15 protein-coding genes are annotated in these 18,670 nt (G+C 37.1%); 6 read left to right on the forward strand and 9 right to left on the reverse strand.

Annotated elements, in window-relative coordinates; genetic code table 11:
• The first annotated feature begins 14 nt into the window (after positions 1 to 14).
• The 3 genes from ACXACQ_RS09610 to rseP all read left to right on the forward strand — a co-directional run bounded on the left by ACXACQ_RS09610 (position 15) and on the right by rseP (position 4,062).
• Positions 15 to 1,511, forward strand: coding sequence for a GH3 auxin-responsive promoter family protein (locus tag ACXACQ_RS09610; RefSeq protein ID WP_474975724.1), 1,497 nt, complete (start codon positions 15 to 17; stop codon positions 1,509 to 1,511).
• Between the two features lie 64 nt (positions 1,512 to 1,575).
• On the forward strand, positions 1,576 to 2,733 hold the full coding sequence (locus ACXACQ_RS09615; RefSeq protein WP_474975725.1) for a 1-deoxy-D-xylulose-5-phosphate reductoisomerase: 1,158 nt from the start codon (positions 1,576 to 1,578) through the stop codon (positions 2,731 to 2,733).
• Positions 2,734 to 4,062 carry an RIP metalloprotease RseP gene (gene rseP / locus ACXACQ_RS09620; RefSeq protein ID WP_474975726.1) on the forward strand — a complete coding sequence of 443 codons (1,329 nt, stop codon included), beginning with the start codon at positions 2,734 to 2,736 and terminating at the stop codon, positions 4,060 to 4,062.
• Between the two features lie 245 nt (positions 4,063 to 4,307).
• On the opposite strand, the gene ACXACQ_RS09625 is transcribed toward rseP, so the two are convergent.
• Positions 4,308 to 4,502, reverse strand: coding sequence for a hypothetical protein (locus tag ACXACQ_RS09625; RefSeq protein WP_474975727.1), 195 nt, complete (start codon positions 4,500 to 4,502; stop codon positions 4,308 to 4,310).
• A gap of 209 nt (positions 4,503 to 4,711) precedes the next feature.
• Here ACXACQ_RS09625 and ACXACQ_RS09630 point away from each other — a divergent pair, with 209 nt between their 5' ends.
• Positions 4,712 to 5,473 (forward strand): hypothetical protein, encoded by a 762-nt coding sequence (locus ACXACQ_RS09630; protein ID WP_474975728.1) that lies wholly within the window; start codon positions 4,712 to 4,714, stop codon positions 5,471 to 5,473.
• A 41-nt stretch (positions 5,474 to 5,514) separates the two neighbouring features.
• Here ACXACQ_RS09630 and ACXACQ_RS09635 read toward each other — a convergent pair whose 3' ends face one another.
• From ACXACQ_RS09635 to ACXACQ_RS09650, 4 genes are all read right to left on the reverse strand, one after another.
• Positions 5,515 to 6,276, reverse strand: coding sequence for a ThuA domain-containing protein (locus tag ACXACQ_RS09635; RefSeq protein WP_474975729.1), 762 nt, complete (start codon positions 6,274 to 6,276; stop codon positions 5,515 to 5,517).
• A gap of 32 nt (positions 6,277 to 6,308) precedes the next feature.
• Complete coding sequence (locus tag ACXACQ_RS09640; RefSeq protein WP_474975730.1) at positions 6,309 to 8,051, reverse strand: glycoside hydrolase family 9 protein; 1,743 nt, start codon at positions 8,049 to 8,051, stop codon at positions 6,309 to 6,311.
• A gap of 100 nt (positions 8,052 to 8,151) precedes the next feature.
• Entirely contained in the window at positions 8,152 to 9,654 is a 1,503-nt protein-coding gene (locus ACXACQ_RS09645; protein WP_474975731.1) for a glycoside hydrolase family 30 protein, read from the reverse strand.
• A 20-nt stretch (positions 9,655 to 9,674) separates the two neighbouring features.
• Complete coding sequence (locus ACXACQ_RS09650; RefSeq protein ID WP_474975732.1) at positions 9,675 to 11,252, reverse strand: cellulase family glycosylhydrolase; 1,578 nt, start codon at positions 11,250 to 11,252, stop codon at positions 9,675 to 9,677.
• A gap of 412 nt (positions 11,253 to 11,664) precedes the next feature.
• On the opposite strand from ACXACQ_RS09650, the gene ACXACQ_RS09655 reads away from it, so the two are divergent.
• Positions 11,665 to 12,612 carry a hypothetical protein gene (locus tag ACXACQ_RS09655; protein ID WP_474975733.1) on the forward strand — a complete coding sequence of 316 codons (948 nt, stop codon included), beginning with the start codon at positions 11,665 to 11,667 and terminating at the stop codon, positions 12,610 to 12,612.
• A 39-nt stretch (positions 12,613 to 12,651) separates the two neighbouring features.
• Here ACXACQ_RS09655 and ACXACQ_RS09660 read toward each other — a convergent pair whose 3' ends face one another.
• Positions 12,652 to 14,055: an NAD-dependent succinate-semialdehyde dehydrogenase gene (locus ACXACQ_RS09660; RefSeq protein ID WP_474975734.1), complete on the reverse strand. Its 1,404-nt coding sequence runs from the start codon at positions 14,053 to 14,055 to the stop codon at positions 12,652 to 12,654.
• A gap of 180 nt (positions 14,056 to 14,235) precedes the next feature.
• Entirely contained in the window at positions 14,236 to 14,595 is a 360-nt protein-coding gene (locus tag ACXACQ_RS09665; RefSeq protein WP_474975735.1) for a hypothetical protein, read from the reverse strand.
• 177 nt (positions 14,596 to 14,772) lie between these two features.
• Between ACXACQ_RS09665 and ACXACQ_RS09670 the strand changes: the two genes are divergently transcribed.
• Positions 14,773 to 15,156, forward strand: coding sequence for a MauE/DoxX family redox-associated membrane protein (locus tag ACXACQ_RS09670; RefSeq protein ID WP_474975736.1), 384 nt, complete (start codon positions 14,773 to 14,775; stop codon positions 15,154 to 15,156).
• 69 nt (positions 15,157 to 15,225) lie between these two features.
• Here the strand turns inward: ACXACQ_RS09670 and ACXACQ_RS09675 are convergent, their stop codons facing one another.
• Positions 15,226 to 17,451: a M20/M25/M40 family metallo-hydrolase gene (locus ACXACQ_RS09675; protein ID WP_474975737.1), complete on the reverse strand. Its 2,226-nt coding sequence runs from the start codon at positions 17,449 to 17,451 to the stop codon at positions 15,226 to 15,228.
• Positions 17,452 to 17,783: 332 nt separating this feature from the next.
• The gene (locus ACXACQ_RS09680) at positions 17,784 to 18,656 is read right to left on the reverse strand and encodes an FKBP-type peptidyl-prolyl cis-trans isomerase (RefSeq protein WP_474975738.1); all 873 of its coding nucleotides are present in this window, start codon (positions 18,654 to 18,656) and stop codon (positions 17,784 to 17,786) included.
• Positions 18,657 to 18,670: the final 14 nt, after the last annotated feature.

Here is an 18,670-nt window from a genome sequence, read left to right on the forward strand (position 1 = left end):
CTTATATTTGTGAGATGGGAATACGATCGGTTTTAAGTAAGCCTTTTGCAAGTTACGTAGTAAAAGAGCAGAAGAAATGGTCTCAACAGCCAGGTAAATATCAGAAGTTAGTGTTTGAAGAGCTTATTTCTAAAGCTTCAAATACTGTTTTTGGTAAAGATCATGGCTTTAAGGATATTAAAACATACGATGATTTTAAAAAGCAAGTGCCTGTTAGGGATTATGAACAATTATCTCCATATGTAAAACAAATACTTGATGGTGGAGCGGACATATTGTGGCCAGGAAAACCAGAGTATTTTGCTAAAACTTCCGGCACTACATCAGGTACTAAGTACATTCCTATTACTAAAGACTCCATTCCTAATCATATTAATAGTGCTAGAAATGCCATCTTAAGTTATGTAGCAGAAACGGGGAAAGCTAAATTTCTAGACGGTAAACTCATATTTCTTTCAGGGAGTCCTGTTTTAAGTCAAAAGGCTGGCATTAATACAGGTAGATTGTCCGGCATAGTAAATCATCACGTACCGGGCTATTTAAGAACTAACCAAATGCCTTCATACGAAACTAACTGTATCGAAGACTGGGAAGAGAAGCTTGAAAAGATTATAGATGAGACTATAGATAAAGATATGAGTCTTATTTCAGGTATACCGCCTTGGGTACAAATGTATTTTAATCGCATTCAAGAGCGTACGGGTAAGCCTATAAAAGATGTTTTTCCAAATTTCGATATGTTCATTTATGGTGGGGTGAATTTTGAGCCGTATCGTAATAAGTTATTTGAATCAATAGGAAAGTCAGTACCATCCATTGAAACATATCCTGCTTCTGAGGGTTTTATTGCATATCAGGATAGCCAGTATGAAGAAGGCCTATTGTTATTGGCGCATTCAGGAATATTTTTTGAGTTTATACCCGTTGAAGAATTTTTTAATGATAACCCTACTCGCCTTACTATAGATGAAGTGGAACTAGGCGTGAACTACGCTATTATTTTGAGTAGTAACGCAGGGCTCTGGGGGTATAATATTGGAGATACGGTGAAGTTTGTATCTAAAAACCCTCATAGAATTTTGGTTACCGGAAGAATTAAGCATTTTATTTCTGCATTTGGAGAGCATGTAATTGGAGAGGAAGTAGAAAAGGCCATGAAATTTACCTTAGAGAAATATCCTGAAACTGAAATAGTAGAGTTTACAGTGGCTCCGCAGGTTACGCCTAAAGAAGGATTGCCATTGCATGAGTGGTTTGTTGAGTTTTCTAATCAGCCGGCTGATTTGGCAGCCTTTGAAAAAGAGTTAAATTTGCAATTGCAAAAATTAAATACTTATTATGATGATCTTTTGAGTGGAAACATCCTTAAAAACCTGGAAGTAATATCATTAAAAAGAAATTCATTTATAGAATATATGAAATCTCAAGGTAAACTTGGAGGGCAAAATAAAGTGCCTCGTTTATCTAACGATAGGAAAATAGCTGATGCATTAATTGAATATAAGCAATGATACGCTGCTGTGATGTAGGAGTAAATTTGCTTGAAATTAATGCTTGGTATAAAAATCGATTAAATTGTCTACAAAGAAAAATATAGCCATTCTTGGCTCTACAGGTTCTATAGGAACTCAAGCTTTAGAAGTAATTGAGGCTAACCCTGATAAGTTTCAGGCCGAAGTGCTTACAGCGCAAAATAATTGGGAATTGTTAGTGACTCAAGCACAGAAGTTTAAGCCGAATGCGGTGGTCATTGCTAATGATGATTATTATCAGCAAGTTTTTGATGCATTGGATCCTTTAGATGTCAAAGTTTATGCAGGTGAAAATGCACTTGCCTCTGTAGTTGATATGGACAGTATTCACTTGGTTTTAACAGCCCTTGTAGGATACAGTGGAGTAAAACCAACTATTAGAGCTATAGAAGCGGGTAAAAACATTGCACTTGCCAATAAGGAGACATTAGTAGTTGCTGGTGAATTAATTACTAAGATGGCTGCTGAAAAAGGCATAAATATCTATCCTGTAGACTCAGAACATTCGGCCATATTTCAGTGTATGGTGGGGGAGTTTCATAATCCTATTGAGAAAATTATTTTAACAGCTTCTGGCGGGCCATTTAGAGGTAGAGATCGTGCTTACTTAGAAACGGTTACTAAGGCTCAAGCTTTAAAGCACCCCAACTGGGATATGGGAGCTAAGGTCACTATTGACTCTGCTTCTTTAATGAATAAAGGCTTAGAGGTAATTGAAGCCAAGTGGCTTTTTGGGTTGCCTACCGAAAAAATAGAGGTAATTGTACATCCTCAGTCTATTGTGCACTCACTAGTGCAGTTTGAAGATGGTTCTATGAAAGCGCAAATGGGATTGCCAGATATGAAATTGCCAATACAGTTTGCTATGACTTATCCCGATAGAATTAAGTCAAATTTCCCTAGGTTTAACTTTATGGATTATCCGGAGCTCACCTTTGAGCAACCCGACATGCAGACTTTTCGTAATCTAGCATTAGCATTTCAGGCTATAGAAAAGGGAGGTAATATGCCATGTATTATGAATGCTGCAAATGAAATTGCCGTTTCGGAATTTTTAAAAGACAATATTGGTTTTCTACAAATGTCAGACATAGTAGAGAAATGTATGGAGAAAATTTCGTTTATTAGCAGTCCTTGTTTTGAGGATTATGTAAATACAGATAAGGAGACTAGAATAAAAGCTTTAGAATTAATAAAATAAATGGAAGGATTAGTAATGACTGCTCAGATTATTCTGAGCTTATCAATTTTAGTAGGGCTGCATGAAATGGGCCATTTGTTGGCTGCTAAGTTATTTGGAATGAGAGTAGAGCAGTTCTCAATTGGTTTTCCTCCAAAGCTATTCAGTTTTAAATATGGAGAAACCGAATATGCTTTAAGTGCAATTCCCTTGGGTGGATTTGTGAAAATATCAGGAATGATAGATGAGTCTATGGATGTAGAGGCTATGAAAGAAGAGCCTAAGCCATATGAGTTCAGGGCTAAGCCTGCTTGGCAGCGTTTAATTGTAATGCTTGGAGGTATTATAGTAAATGTTATTACTGGAGTAATCATTTTTATATGCCTTACTTATACTTATGGTGAGCTTTACATTTCTAATAACGCTGTTAATGAAAAGGGTGGAGGTATTACTGCTCTTGAGTTAGGAGAGGAATTAGGATTTCAGGATGGCGATAAAATCGTAAAAATCAATGGGCATGAAGTTGATGATTTTTCAGAAGTACTCAATCCTAATGTGTTCATGGGATCTGGCTCTTACTATACGGTGCTGAGAAATGGTGAAGAGGTAAAACTTCCTGTACCTGATAACTTCATTGATAAGATGAATACTAAGGAGTCACAGGCTCAATTTATATTGCCAAACGTACCACCTTTAGTTAATGAGGTGCAAGATGGATCTTTAGCTTCTCGCATAGGACTAGAAAAAGGTGACAAAATATTAGAAGTAGATGGTACTCCGGTAGCTACAAGGGAAGAGGTTCATGACTTAGTAACCTCTTACAAAGGAGATAGCCTGAGGTTCAAAATTTCAAGAGGAGGAGAACCTATAGCGTATAAAGAATACTTTAAGAATGATACCATTATCGGAATTAGCTTTATGAGTCCTTTAGATCTTTACGGAGATCAAGTTGATTATAGCTTAGGCGAATCTATGACTAAAGGAACCAAAAAGGCTTTCGGAATAGTGTTTTTACAGATAAAAGCTTTCGGTAAGATGTTTAGTGGAGACCTTTCGGTACGTAAATCTTTAACAGGGCCAATTGGTATTGCAAAAGCTTACGGTGGCGACTGGCAATGGGAGAGGTTCTGGAGTATGACAGGTTTATTGTCTATGGTATTAGCATTTATGAATTTATTACCAATACCTGCTTTAGATGGTGGTCATGTAATGTTCTTAACTTATGAAATGATTTCAGGAAGAAAACCTTCAGACAAAGTGCTAGAAAATGCCCAAAAGGTGGGGATGGCTTTCTTACTGTTACTTATGGTATTCATATTTGCTAATGATATTTACAAACTGTTTGTATAGTCGGTAAAACCTGCAATAAGAAATATTAAGCTGCCTGATAGGGCAGCTTTTTTTGTTTTAGAATAAATCGGCTATAGAAAATAAAAGGCTGCAACGCTGCAGCCTTTTCAAAACTTGAAATGATGAAATGATAACTATTACTTTTAATTTAGTAATTATTTCGCATCATTTAGTAACTCTAAAGCAATATAATCTCGAATTAATCAGTCAGTAACCTTTGAGTAATATAGACTATCAGCTTTGTGTTACTTATATTGTACAGAAAGTATTACAAGGTTGTCAATGTTTGCTCCTCCTGAGAGTGCTAGATCAAATTTTAGGCTAGTTTCCCAATCAAAAACTTCTTTTTTTTCAGGTAGGCATGAGTATACAAAATCTCTAGAATCTCTTAAAATGCTGCCATCCTCCTTCGGTAATGCGAAAGTAACTCGTAATCTCATAAGGCTTGTTGATTTATGATTGTAAAATAGGTGGCTTTTTTAAAATTTATCTCAGGGTTTTCCCTGTATTATGAAAATACTAAATACTCTTAGGATTTATTTTAGAATTATAAATGTAGTGTAGCAGACAAATGACATCTTTAGTAACTCTTGGGCGTAGTAACAAAATTAATTTTGCTAGTATTGTTTAATCATTAATAATATTCCACATGAAGTTATCAAAATACGTAGCGGTTTACCTTTTCTTGTTGTTAACAGCAATATCTTGCTCCGAGCCTACTATGGTGGAGCATATGGAGAACGCACATATGAAATCTGCATTTTTAGAGAAAAAGGCTGTGCAGTTTGATTTCGATTTAATTTTTGGAGGTAAACAAAGGTTGCTAGGTAAGATAACGCTCCTAACTCATTCAGGGGAAGGTAGAATTGATTATAGTAATGGCAATGTGGTGATTTTTAATGGCAATAAAGTTTACTGTTCTCCTGCTTTAAAGGATAACCTTAAAGGTGTAAGGTTTGATGCTTACACTTGGGCATATTTCTTTCTTTTTCCTTATAAAATGAGTGATGAAGGTACTGTGTGGCAAATGCAAGATGCGGTTGAAATGAGCGGAGAGAAGTTTGATAAAGGTCGATTATCGTTTAAAGGAGAGATAGGTGACGCACCGGATGATTGGTACTTGGTATATTCTAATCCTGAAAACCATCTTTTAGGAGGGTTGACCTATATTGTAACTAGCGGTAAAACACTTGAAGAAGCCGAGAAAGATCCACATGCTATCCGATATTTTGATTATGAGAATGTAGATGGTATACCAATATCAACTAACTGGAAATTTTATAATTGGGATAGCTCAAATAACACATTTGCTGATCAGCTAGGAGAGGCCAAATTGAGTGATATTCAATTTGTAGTGCCTGAAGATAGTTTTTTTGAGCCTACTGATAATTTAATTGATGTTATGAATTAAAAGGAGGTAAACCCCCTCTTAAAAATACCTTACGCTCGGTTCTAACCTTTCTCTGATGCCCATTTAATGGCATTGGAGAAAATTACTTTAAACTCTTCTGTGGTGAATAGTTTTGCATCATGGCCAAAGAGGAAATATACATTTCTAGCTTTTTTTGTTTCGTTGATCCATGCCACAGGGTGAGCACCCATCTTAATGTCAGATGGTGGATCATAGCTCTCTTCATCTACATTAGCCAAAACATGTACATTTGGTCGGGGGCTTTTATTGAAGGTATACCATTCATCATCAGGTAGGTCAAATTCATGTGGGAGCCCCGAAGTAATAGGGTGACCGTTATCTTCAATATGTACAGTGCCTGTAGCTTTTGCCGCTATGTAATTTTTGAATCTAATGCCTCCCATGAATTCTGAAAACCAATTCCACATAGGGTAACCATCAAATTCACCTAGCAAAGTAGCGTGGTGAAAGCCTATCCAGCCGCCTTTGCCGTTTTCGATATAATCTATAAAAGCTGCTTCTGCAATACTGCTCCAGGTGTAAGGCGGATAGTTTAATTGGATGAATAAATTATATTGTTTAAGATAATCAGCTGTAATAGGCGCTGTATTGTTGATTACATTATATTTAAAATCATGAGATTGAGAATAATTGTTTAGCCATTTTAGGGCTTCTGTTACAAAGCCTTCGTGTTGGCCTCCTCTCTCAGTAAGTACCAAAGCTTTGATGTGACCTTGAGAGTAAATTTGCAAGCATGACAGTAACATCAATACTATCGTTAGGGGTACGATAAATTGTTTCATAAAATAAAAATTATAGTTGGGTAATTGATTACTTAGTATGACATGGCGGTAATGGCCTGAAGGAACCATGCCGAATGAGGTATCCATTGTTCACTCCATCTCCATTCATTGCCATTGTCTTGTGTTTTGAAGTCTAAGCCAGAGCCATCTTCATCTTTAGCGGTAATGCCATTAGAAATTCCTCCTTTTTCGGTACCATGACCGTACATTGATTTCATATAAGGGACATTGTTTTTTCCGTAGCCATACATCATGCACATATTATATGGGTTGGCGCCTAGTATCCAATCAATCATTTTATAGGCTTGTTGATTGCTGGCGTTGGGAGATACTAGTTTATTGCCTTCTATAATGGCTGTAGCCAAAGAGCCTAGACGTGCATCTTCACCTTGCCACCACCACCCGCTTTCGTTTTTATGAGGGATAAAAAAGCTATTGTAAGTCTCATTATATGGAGCGATAGTTTGTCTTGGGTAGCCAAATGGGTTGGGCACTTCTGTGTTTATTTTAATTTGATAGTCAATAGCGATTTTTAAAGTGGATAGGGCCTGTGAACGATACGGTTGTTCAGGTTCCATTTCAAGGTATCTGACTAGAGCCAGCAAGGGGAGGCCTGCATCAGAAGCATGCCAGAAAGGCCTGTTGTTGTCGTCTGCTATAAAATAGCCTGTAGGTGTAAGTCTACGGGTTAGGTTTTGTGAGCGTACACGTGCTGCATCACGATAAGTGTTTTTGCCTGTAGCCATCCACAGTTCTGTGGCTGCCAATAATGCACAGTAGTCATCTATAATATTATCTTTTCCATCATCAGCATATTTGGTGCTGTTAGCTTGGGCATGAGCAAATGCTCGTTCTGCCGCCATTAAATACTGCTGATAAGTATATTCTCTTTCTCTTTTTAACCTAGAAACACGCGCTAAAGCAGCTATGGCCATACCTGCACCTTCTCGCCAGGCACATTGGTAGTCCGCAGTAGTTTTGCTGTCGGCTAATAAGCCTACCACTCGCCTTTCATTTGGATCTTGTTTGAAGTAGCTAAATACTGTCATGTAAAAGTAGCCTTCTGCTGATAACGATCGCATGATATAGTCAGCGCCATATAATGCCTCATCAATAAAGTCATCGTATATGTTTAACTCTGACAGTAATTCACTGCGCTTGTCAATAGTGTTGGTCAGCGACCATGTAACCAACGGTATTTGCTGTGGAACCATAAAATTAGTATAGGCTAAGTGCGAGAAGTACTTACTTACATCGCCACTGGCATCGCACCAGCCGCCACGTAGATCTACCGTTTTTTCGCTGTTAAAAAGCTTGATGTGGCTGTCAGCTTCTAGCTCTTCGGGCGAGTCTGCCCTTTGGTTTTTAAAGAAATTTAAAATAGCAGGTAATGTTGTTTTGGCTAATCCGTTGGGTTGAATCGTGATTGGGTACGAAAAAATGGTAGTGTCTTGTGAACTGATTTTTATTTTGAAACGACCTTCTTGCTGAAAATTGGAGAAATCAAGAGTACTGTAGTAGGAGTTTTTACTCCAATCTGGTATTTGCTCACTGGCATTAATGACATTACTATAAATTTTGAGACTGTCATCTTTAACAATGTAAAAGCTGTCTGCGAAGACACTTTCCGAAGTTTCTAGTATGGCAGATTTAGGAGCGCTGGCATTGTTGATTACCTGATTGGTTAATATTCTTGGTAGCTGAGCCTGAGATTTGTTTCCTACTATGAATAACAGGAAGAGAGAGTACGGTAAAAAGGATAATTTTTTTAGCATTATATATAGGGTTTAGGTAGTTGGGTAAAAAAAAGAGGCACCGTACGATGCCTCTTGTATGTTGTGTAATAATAAGATAGTCTTTAATTGGACGCTGTTATTATAAAAGTACCGTTGCAATAGAGTGAGGTAAGCTTTTCATGTCAGCCGCTTTACCATTGCACCATAATTTGTAAGACATTTCAGCGTCAGTAGTATTTAGCACTACTACTACAATTTGCCCGTCTGGGTTAACAAAAGCGGTAGTTTCTAATACATCTCTAGAAGAGGAGCTTACAATTCTTTTAGCACCTGGCTTTAAGAATTTAGAGAAATGACCTATGTAATAGTAGCTATTAGTGTATATAAGCTCGCCTTTAGGTAAATCAGCATGAATAGGAGCGAAACAGAAGTTTCCAACATGGTTAGGTCCACCTTTTTCGTCAAGGAGAATATTCCAGTCAGTCCAGGCTACAGTACCTGCGTTAAAATCATTTACCATAGAATGCGCATAGCGCTCTCCTAATCTCCACTCACCAGTTTTGTTGTAATCAAACTTTTCAACACACCCTTCAGTAAAAATTAAATGTTTGTCAGGAAATGCTTCTTGTACCAGTTCTAAGTTTTGGAATTGCATCTTGCTTCCAGTCCATGTTTCGTACCAGTGAAAGCCTACACCCCAAACATATTTAGCAGCTTCAGGATCATTTAAAGTGGTAGATGCTCTTTGGTAGATTAAATCTCTGTTATGATCCCAGATGATTAATTTCTTATCGCCCAAGCCTTCTTTTTCTAAAGTTGGGCCTAAAAAGTTTTTAACGAAATCACGCTCGTCTTCAGCAGTATAAATACATGACTCCCAAGTTTGAACAGCCATTGGCTCGTTTTGAACAGATAATCCCCAAACAGGAATACCTTCAGCTTCATATGCTTTAATAAACTTAGCGTAGTGGTTGGCCCATGATTGTCTGTATTTATCTAGTAATTTACCACCCTTTAATCTATTGTTAGTGTCTTTCATCCATGCAGGCGGACTCCAAGGGCTTACAAACATGTCTAGTTTACCACCTGCCGCTTCAATGGCCTTTTTTATCAAAGGAATTCTATACTGCTTGTCGTGCTCTATAGTAAATGAATTTAACGAAGAGTCGTTTTCATCAACATAATCATAGCTTGCTGAAGAGAAATCACAGCTGGCAATGTGCGTTCTTGAAAAGGTATAATTAATACCTTTATCTTCATCAAAATAGGCTGTAAGCAGTTCTTGCTGCTTAGCTTCAGGAAGTTTGGCGAAAGTTTCTGCCGCAGCATCAGTAAAAGCTGCTCCTATCCCCACAAATGTTTGAAATGTGTGTTTAGGATCAATAAATATGCTAGGTTGAGTTTCTTTTGGCTGTTTAAATGTAGTGAAGCTAATGTTTTCGCTTTTGGTAAGACGGCTGTCAGTCCCTTCGGCAGTAACATAAACTACACCACTTTCTATATTATATTCTTTTTGCGCCTCTTCTTTTTGTGGGGTTTCTTTAGCCACAGGAGCTTTTTCTTCTTTATGCTGTTCTGTGTTTGTTTGGCAAGCCCATGCTAAGCACGAACATGCTGCTAATCCCAAAATCGCTTTTCTCATTTATTTAAGGTTTGTTTTAATTAATATACATTGATCCAGTCTATAAGTGCCTGGCCTTTTATTATAGCTAATTTAATTTCATTTTCTCCTTTATTGAAAATGTATGTCGATAAAATGTAATTATTTAGGTCTTTATTTTTAATGGTGATACTTTCTGCTTTGCCATTTACTTCTATCAGAATGGTAGCTTCTTCACTCAATGCTTTTGCGTGTAAGCTTAAATTATAAGCTGAGTTTAGGTCGCTGTTTACTTGGTATTTGGTCCATTCTGTGGCGGATAAATTTATGCCTTGGGTGGAGGTTCTTTGAGTGTTGTCGTTTTCAATTACTTCTACCGAAACAGCCTCTAAAGTACGGTAATTGTTAGATTTAAAAGCAGCATTTTTTACATAATAAGAGTTGTTTATTCCATCTTGTGCATAATTTTCAGCTTCAATTTTTAATGGTACACGGCACATCATTGCATTTACTACATCAGGGTAATATATGCAGTTTTCAAGTTTAATATTTTCCTCTAGCTCTTTGAAGATTCTTATAGCCTCTTCTTTGGTTGGCTTGCCTTCTCCTCTGGAGTAAGCTGCTACCTTATCCCAACCGTTTGGGGGTAGTATAGAGTAAGGTGTGTTTTTTGTATCCATTTTTTTCCATGGCCAAAAAGACCAGCCTATATTATTAGCTTCAAAATATTGAGCCGTTCCAAAATATATAGCATTTCCTTTTTCTCCAGTTTCACCTACCCATATAGGTACATTTAACTCTTTTTGTTTTTCTAGGTAGTAATTAACATCCTTAAGGTAATCGGGTTTGTCCCAGCAGTAATAATGAAACTGGTAAAAGATGTTACTGTCCAAAGGCTCATCAAAAAGAGACCAGTTGTTAGCCCAGTTATAGCCCTCAACTGTAATCATATGTTTGGTGTCTATTTTTCTAATAGCTTTGATCAGTTTTTCATATAAAGGCACTAAATCTTCTTTGTATTGGTTCGCAGCTCCTGTGTTTTCTGGTAATGGTTCGTTGAGTAAATCGTAAGCTGCCACGGTAGGTTCGTTTTTATACCTTTCAGCTATTTTTTCCCAAAGCTTTATGGTTAACTTCTGATTTTTAGCTTCAGAAAATAGCTCAGGAATATCTTGAGGGCTATCATCAATGTTTTGGCCTGTTTGACCACCAGGAGCACCATGTAAGTCTATTATTACATAAATGTTATATTTTTTGCACCAGCTAATTAGATTATCTAGCAAAAGAAATCCCTCGTCAATAAATTTATTTTTTTTGCCTTCAGTTACAAATAATCTCGAATTTAATGCTGGCCTTACTGAATTGTACCCCAACTCACTTATTCTGGCAATATCAGCCTCAGTAATATAATTGGCTCTATAAGCTTTCCAGAATTGGTTGGCAGCATCTTCTCCAATCATTTCACTAATCAGATGTTCGATCCTACGAGGGCGATCGCCATTTTTGCCGAATTTCCACATGTAGCCTTCAGGAAGCATCCAGTTTCCAAGGCCTACGCCTTTTAGGAATATTTTGTCTCCTTTTTCATTTACAATGTCGTGTCCCTGTGTGTGTAAAAATAACTGTGCCGATAGTGGCATAAATGATATGTAAAATAATATCAGTAAAGAGATTTTTTTGCTGAGGGTTTTTAGTAGCATAGTTTATTAACTTGAATGTTATTTTAAATTATGAATTGTTTATAAGGATGCAAAATAGATTAACGGTTTAGTCGCTTAGTAGTCAATGTGTACAAGAGCGCTGCTGCGTTAAAATTGGTTGCAAATGGCCTCGAATAGAGACACTATTTTACAACCGGAAGGATAGCAATTTTTTACGATAATTAGGTGCACAATCATACACATTGAAGGGCGTTAATGTGCAAATTATCGATTTCATTTAGATAGTTTCTTAAATTATGACGTTCTTTATCTAATAATCACGTAGTGATTTTACCAATTAATTATTCAATTTAAACCAACATTTATGTTTTACAACTTTAAACCCCTAAAAATGGTGGCATTTATGTGTGCGAGCACAATGGCCATTTTATCATGTACTAGTAATGAGAAAGAAGTGGGACCCGACACTTCTGTTAGTCTTGATGCTGCTAACAATGCTAGCTTAGTAAAGGCTAGGGTGGCAGTAAATGATGTAGTTAGTTTTGTAGGTAGTAACGGTGCTTATGTGTCTTCAGAAAACGGTGAAGATGTAATGCACTGTGATAGAGATGCAGCCCAAGAATGGGAGGAATTTACTATTGTAGATGCTGGTAATGGTTTAGTGGCATTGAGAAGTATGGGTAAATATGTATCATCAGAAAATGGTGAGCAGCCGATAACTTGTAATAGAACTGCTGTTGATGACTGGGAGAGATTTGCATTAGTAGAAAATGCTGATGGTACTGTTTCTTTCAGAGGTAATAATGGTTTTTACCTTAGCTCAGAAAATGGTGAGCAAGCAATGACTTGTACACGTACTTCTATTGGCGGATGGGAGAAGTTTGCAGTAATCAATCACACATCAGACGATGATAGCAATGATGATACTGATGACGACACTGATGATAGTGGAGAGTGGAGAGTAGCTAATTTAACTAATTATACTTCTTACCCAGACCCTGATAGTGATGAGTGTAAATACTATAATGGATGTACTTGGGCTGGATACTTCGCTTTTGTTAATGGCCAGCAGCCTGAGACTTGGGTGGAAACACATAATATTATAGCAGTACACTCTAAAGATGCTGATCAATATGCTCTAAAAACATTGCGCTTAAGACAAGGTAACTTGCAAATTGATGCAGTAGTTTATGATATGTGTGCAGACTCTGACTGTAATGGCTGTTGTACTCAAAATAGCAGCGAAACAGGTTTCTTAATTGATGTAGAGAAATATACTATGCAACGCTTTGGTTCTGGTAGTGGCATTGTAGAATGGAAATGTCTAGACTGTAATTAATAAAAAAAGCCACTCGTGAGAGTGGCTTTTTTCGTTTATTTAATAACTATATTCTGGCGAAGAGAGTCTGATGAGCTTTTTGTTTACAAATTCAAGAATACCCTCTTTTCCTTGATCTCGTCCGTATCCTGAGTTTTTAGTGCCCCCAAAAGGCAGTTCGGGAGATATACCAGTAAGGTGGTTGATGTACACCATACCACTGTTTATTTGTCTGGCTACTTTTACTGCACGTTCTTCGTTGTTTGAAAATATGCTTCCTCCAAGGCCAAATTTTGTGGCGTTGGCGAGTTCTATGGCTTCAGATTCATCTTTTACGCTATATAACATGAATACTGGCCCAAATATTTCTTCATGGTAAGCATCCATTTCAGGCGTTATGCCTGTGATAAGCGTTGGTTCCATAAAGTTTCCTTTACCATCTATTTTTCTTCCTCCAGCTTCAATGTTAGCTCCTTGTTCTGCTGCCTTTTGCACTTGTTTTACCACATCTTTCAGTGCTTGTTCACTACTCAAAGGTGCCAATGATGTGGTGCTGTCTAAAGGATCTCCTACTTTTAATTGATCAAATATTGCTTTGGCCTTCTCTTTGAATTGCTCAAATATTTTTTCGTGTACAATAATCCTTTTAGGTGAGGTACAAACTTGTCCGGCATTCCACATGCGGCCTTTTACAGCTGCCTTAGCCGCTTTTTCAATGTCAGCATCATCAAGAACTATAAACGGATCGCTGCCTCCGAGTTCTAATGTTGATTTTTTAATATATTTACCTGCTGCTGCAGCTATGCTAGATCCGGCAGGCTCACTGCCCGTTAAAGTAACTCCTTTTATTTTATCGTGACTTACCAGTTCGGTTGTAGCTGACCCTGGAATAATTAAATTATTATAAACGTATTCTGGAGCTCCTGCATCTTTAATCAATTTTTCCATTTCAATGGCACATTGTGGTACAATAGAAGCATGTTTTAATACCATGGTGTTTCCGGCCATTAATGTTGGCGCCATCGATCTTACTACCTGGTAGAAGGGGAAATTCCACGGCTGTACACTTAATATCACTCCTAGTGGCTCATAACTGATAAATGCGCTGCCTTTTTCTGTTTCTATTTTTTCATCAGCAAGGAATTCTGCTCCATTTTTGGCGTAGAACTTAAATATTGCACTACAAATTTCAAGTTCAGCCTCGCTTTCGCGTTTAAGTTTTCCCATCTCCTGAGAGGCTAATTTTGCTAGTGCATCCTTTCGTTCAATGATTAACTCAGCAGCTTTATTTAGTATTTCACTCCTCTTCTCAAAAGAGGTGGTTTTCCAAGTTTGAAAAGCTTTGTCAGCTTTGTTTATAATGTCTTCAACCTCCTTGGCTTGCATAATATTGAATTCCTTCAATATTTCTCCTGTAGCAGGGTTAAATGATTTTATCTTGGATTCTTTTATCTCTAATTCCATAGCATTTACTGTTTTAGTGGTTATTGGTTTCTAAGAAACCTGCAACAGTCTGTTGCTACTTAAAAAACAGGTGCTATGGGCTATAGTTCATAATTTTTTCAATAATTGTAAGGGCTACATTTTATTGATAAGTGTTATAAACCAATGGTTTACGTTTGAATAGGTGTAACCTATTATAGATCAGTGAAGTAAGCTGTATGCTTCGTCTAGTGTAGTTACTTCCTGAGTAATATATTTCGCATTAGCGCTGGCCTGATTTTTTCTGAATTGTGCCTGTGCAAATACCGAGTCAACTACTCGTATTGTTTGTGCAGCTCCTTGGCTATAAAGCCATTCTTGAATCTGTTTTACCCTCTCTGCATCGTCAGTTTTCATTACCTTGAACTTTGATATATCATTGATTATGGTAAATCCAGCTTGTAGTTTGGCTGTTTCTTCATGTAGTATGGCCATAGCTTGTGGAATTTCACCTTCTTTTACTACGCCATCTAAAACAATGAGTAAATAGTTCTTTTCTGTATTAGCTTTTATTTGAAACATAAGATAATCTAATTAAAGTGAGAGTACTGTTAATGATGATTTATAATTAAAGGTAATCGGTTAAGCATCATTATTTTACGCTTTTTGTTTCATGAGAGGTAGTGTTGTCTGTTTATTAATATCATTTCTAATAATGACATTAATTTTTAACTTAGTAATGTTCTAATAATGTTTTAAATGAGTTATTTAGTTGTTTCCCAATGGTGCGTAGGGGTGTTGTTCACCTTATTTGGTTTGTTGAAGGTTATGGACCTTCGCGGGTTTAAAAGGCGAATAGAAGATTATGATTTTGGATGGGCTAGTAATGCGGCTTTTTTTATTGCAGCGGTAGAGCTGTTATTAGGTGTGGCGCTGCTGCTAGGAGTGCAACTGCAAACAATGGCTATGATTGCTTTAATACTAACTACAGTATTGACCATTATTTTTGGTTACGGCTATTTTTTTAAAGGTGTTGATGATTGCGGATGTGCTGGTACTTATTTTAAAATTCACCCGGTTATTTCATTTCTTAAAAATCTACTTTTAATTGCTTTGTGCATAGTAATTTATTTGAATAGTTGATAATGAAAAAAAAACCGGTGATAAAAACAAGAGTCATATGCACCGGCTTTTTGTAAAATATTTTATCCCTTATTCTTTAATAAAGGTTTGTGATTTTTTCTGTTGACCTGCTTCTAGTAGTAATATAAATGTTCCTTTTGGTAAGGCATTGATATCAATTTCGGTTTTTACATCCTTAATAGCAATAGTTTTTATGGTTTTTCCATCTATGCTAAGTATTTCGGCTTTGGCATTTTCCGTTAACTGACTTTCATTTATAGTTAATGTAATTTTACCTGTTGAGCTAGGGTTTGGAAACACTACTAATTCGTCTTTCAATTTATTTTCTTGGTGTGCTACCTTAGCATTTGTAGCATTAGAAGAGAATACTACCGTGTAATCTTCAACTTCTCCATAATTGAAAGTGCCACAGCTACTTGGGCTGTTATTATATCTCATCGCTATTCTCATTCTCGTGCTGGCTACTGACACTGAAGATGGAATACTTATAGTGCCACTAACAGCAGAGCTACTTGTTGTTGAATATATTTGTTCATTGCTATCCGTAAAATCTCCATCTTGGTTAAAGTCTATCCATATAGCCCAAGATTCTGAGTATGAAGAACCAGCAAAACCAGGTGTAAGGCTTACTGCGTAAGAAGAGCCAGGGTTCAATGATATTACGGTAGAGGTGTAGTCACCATAACCTCCATCATTGTTAGAGGTATTATTAGTGGCGCCTACACTAATTGAACGTATGTACTCGTAATTAGTGCTATTGCCTGCAGCGTCACAGTATTCTACTGGTTGAGAAGAAAGTGTTCTAAATGTGTATGTAGATGAATAATTAGAATTTTCATCTTGGCAATTAGATCTTACTTGAAAGTCATAGCTTGTGTCTTCGGCTAAGCCTGTTATTGTTCTGCTGTTGGTAGTACTTGTACCGCTTATCCAGTTGCCAGAAGAAGCCACCTTGTATCTGTAGGTATATGATGCTGCTTGAGAGGCATTTGACCATGAAAGGCCAGCCGCTGAAGTAGTGATGTTAGATGCACTTAAATTTGTAGGAGTACCACAAGATGGTGCGTCTCCGTCAGAGCCTTTAGCTACTTCTATTAGAAACTCTAAAGCTAATTTAGTGAATTTAGCTGCGTGCAAAGAATTGGGTACAGGTGCCTTGTCATAAGTGTCACTAGAGCTGTGTATGTATGGGTTGCTATCATTAAAAGTAGCTTCGATAGGGAAGGCCGCATTGTAACCTTCTCCTTCCCAACTTGCATGATCAGAACATCCGTAGTTACACTGAGAGGTACCATAAGTAATGGCATGCGTGCCGCTGGCATTATAATGGTCAACCAGTTCCATTAAAAATGAAGTAAGCTGAGGTGTGGTGTAACTATCATTAACAAAGTAAATGTCATTTGATGATCCTTTGTAGTTGGTCATGTCAAATTGAGTATAAGCTATTACATTTACATTTCTGTCTTTATAATCTTCAGCGATTTCTGCTGAACCAACAAGACCAACTTCCTCAGCTGCATATGCCATGATTTCAATGGTTCTTTGAGGTTTAAAGTCCATTTCCATTAAAACTCTCAATGCTTCAGTAATAGTAGCTATCCCTGAAGCATCATCGTCTGCGCCAGGAGCATTTGAATTTCCTCTAGGGTTGATAGAATCGATATGCCCACCAATGATAACATATTCATCGGGATAGGTAGTACCTTGAATGGTAATGATAGCCGATGGCATGTTAGTGTAATAATGATCTACTAGCCTTACAGAAACATCACTTCTACCTGCGGCATAACTTTGCCATTTGGTGGCAATGTCTTGTACTGATTGTGCTGCAGAGCTATAAGTATGATATCGAGATCCATAATCAACTAAGTCAAGTATGGTGCTTTCAATTTCAAAATTGTCTACTAGGTCCAAGCTTTGATTTACAAAATCATCTTGATCGATAGTGTAAGTTACAGCTGCTTGCGCTATTGCCTGTGCATTTTTAATCTTGCTTTTTCTTAAGATTGAAGCTTCGGCTTTTTTAAGAGTAGGCATGAAAATGTATCCAGGTCCATGTGTTAATACATTGTGATGTAGGTACTCTGCTGCTTCTTTGTGCATATAAACTGCACTTTCACCATCAGCGCTTGAGTAAATTGTTATTTTGTCAGGAAATAACTTTGATAATGTTTTAGCATCCTCTGAAAGAATAGTAGCATAAAATGCTTCAGGAGTGCTTTTTTCTGTTTGTGACCACGAATTGTGGCTAATCATGCATAAGGCCACCGCCCATGCTACGAAGAGTTTCTTCATGATAGTTTAGTTTAGGTTTTTTGGTTAAACTTTAAAACTACTTCTGAAGTGTTCCCAATGCAAGGTAAAATATTTGATTACCTTACATGTATCAATATTCATTTTTCTTTATCTATTGATGGTTTTAAGGTGTTGTTGGTCAGGGTATTAGTTTTTCTGTTTTTATGACTGTGCAAGAGGCTGCATGAGCTTTTGAAACCACTGTGTTGCCGGAAAAATGAATAAAAGTCAGCGAAGAGGTCACTAATGAGTCAGGTTTTAACTTTGCTCAGTTGTAAAATCCTTACATTCAGCCTAAAATGTGGTTAGCTTTTGTATGCAGCTTATCATGGTTATATGATGTCCACTAATTCTACCTCATAAATTAGCGGAGAATACGGGTTTACATTGGCAAAAATAACTTGGTCTCTAAGTAATGCAGGGCGTAAGCTAGGAGGTAATACCTGTAGGCTTTCTTTAAACCCTATGTCACTGGTAAGGATAAGTATAGATTTACCACCTTTTTTCATTTTATATATGCCTCGTTCTAAGCCTTCTACGGCTTGGCCTGTGTTTAGTTGAAAGGTTACAGGTCGGTCTGCCGGAGTTTGTTCAATGACTTCTCCATTAATATATTTTCTTGTGAATTTTATGGCTACAGCATTATTAGCATTTGGGGTGCGGCCTGTGCCTGCTTTTATTTCGCGGTAATAAAGGCCATTATTTAAGTTTTCGTCATCTTCTAGGCCTTCATTCTTTAAGTATGTTTTGATTTGTGCAATCTCAGATTTTCTTATTTCTGCAGGTGTTTTTATGCTATCAAGTTCTATTTCTATCTTAAATATAGTGTTGGCAGGGAAGAGTTCAGATTCATAATTAGCATATGCCAGTGCACTGGGTAGATATAACCTGTATTTCTCGCCTTCTTTCATTAGTTCTAATCCATATTCTATACCTTGTGGTAAAATGCTTTGGTAATTGTGTAAAAGGAGCACGGGGATAGAATCAGATGATTTGGCTAGAGTCTTACCATCTAAAGTAGTCATGTTATAAAAGATAGAAGCTATATCATCGGGCTGGATACTGCGGCCTTTTTCATTAGCTTCTAAAATTTCATAATAAACTCCACTAGGGGTTTTGTAAGCGTTAATGTTATTGGCTGTTAAATAATTTTCTATTTGGTTGGTATCTTCCTGTATTTGCTTGTCAACATCACTGTCTGACATGCAGGAAAATATAA

It is taken from the genome of Fulvivirga sp. AWR4_260 (assembly GCF_056158185.1).

Excerpts from the sequence above, each read along its gene's own strand:
- ACXACQ_RS09680 (WP_474975738.1), bottom strand. The coding sequence starts at position 18,656 with ATGTCAGACAGTGATGTTGACAAGCAAATACAGGAAGATACCAACCAA.
- ACXACQ_RS09635 (WP_474975729.1), bottom strand. The coding sequence starts at position 6,276 with ATGAAACAATTTATCGTACCCCTAACGATAGTATTGATGTTACTGTCA.
- ACXACQ_RS09625 (WP_474975727.1), bottom strand. The coding sequence starts at position 4,502 with ATGAGATTACGAGTTACTTTCGCATTACCGAAGGAGGATGGCAGCATT.
- ACXACQ_RS09655 (WP_474975733.1), top strand. The coding sequence starts at position 11,665 with ATGGTGGCATTTATGTGTGCGAGCACAATGGCCATTTTATCATGTACT.
- rseP (WP_474975726.1), top strand. The coding sequence starts at position 2,734 with ATGGAAGGATTAGTAATGACTGCTCAGATTATTCTGAGCTTATCAATT.
- ACXACQ_RS09670 (WP_474975736.1), top strand. The coding sequence starts at position 14,773 with ATGAGTTATTTAGTTGTTTCCCAATGGTGCGTAGGGGTGTTGTTCACC.
- ACXACQ_RS09665 (WP_474975735.1), bottom strand. The coding sequence starts at position 14,595 with ATGTTTCAAATAAAAGCTAATACAGAAAAGAACTATTTACTCATTGTT.
- ACXACQ_RS09675 (WP_474975737.1), bottom strand. The coding sequence starts at position 17,451 with ATGAAGAAACTCTTCGTAGCATGGGCGGTGGCCTTATGCATGATTAGC.
- ACXACQ_RS09650 (WP_474975732.1), bottom strand. The coding sequence starts at position 11,252 with ATGCCACTATCGGCACAGTTATTTTTACACACACAGGGACACGACATT.
- ACXACQ_RS09610 (WP_474975724.1), top strand. The coding sequence starts at position 15 with ATGGGAATACGATCGGTTTTAAGTAAGCCTTTTGCAAGTTACGTAGTA.
- ACXACQ_RS09645 (WP_474975731.1), bottom strand. The coding sequence starts at position 9,654 with ATGAGAAAAGCGATTTTGGGATTAGCAGCATGTTCGTGCTTAGCATGG.
- ACXACQ_RS09660 (WP_474975734.1), bottom strand. The coding sequence starts at position 14,055 with ATGGAATTAGAGATAAAAGAATCCAAGATAAAATCATTTAACCCTGCT.
- ACXACQ_RS09630 (WP_474975728.1), top strand. The coding sequence starts at position 4,712 with ATGAAGTTATCAAAATACGTAGCGGTTTACCTTTTCTTGTTGTTAACA.
- ACXACQ_RS09640 (WP_474975730.1), bottom strand. The coding sequence starts at position 8,051 with ATGCTAAAAAAATTATCCTTTTTACCGTACTCTCTCTTCCTGTTATTC.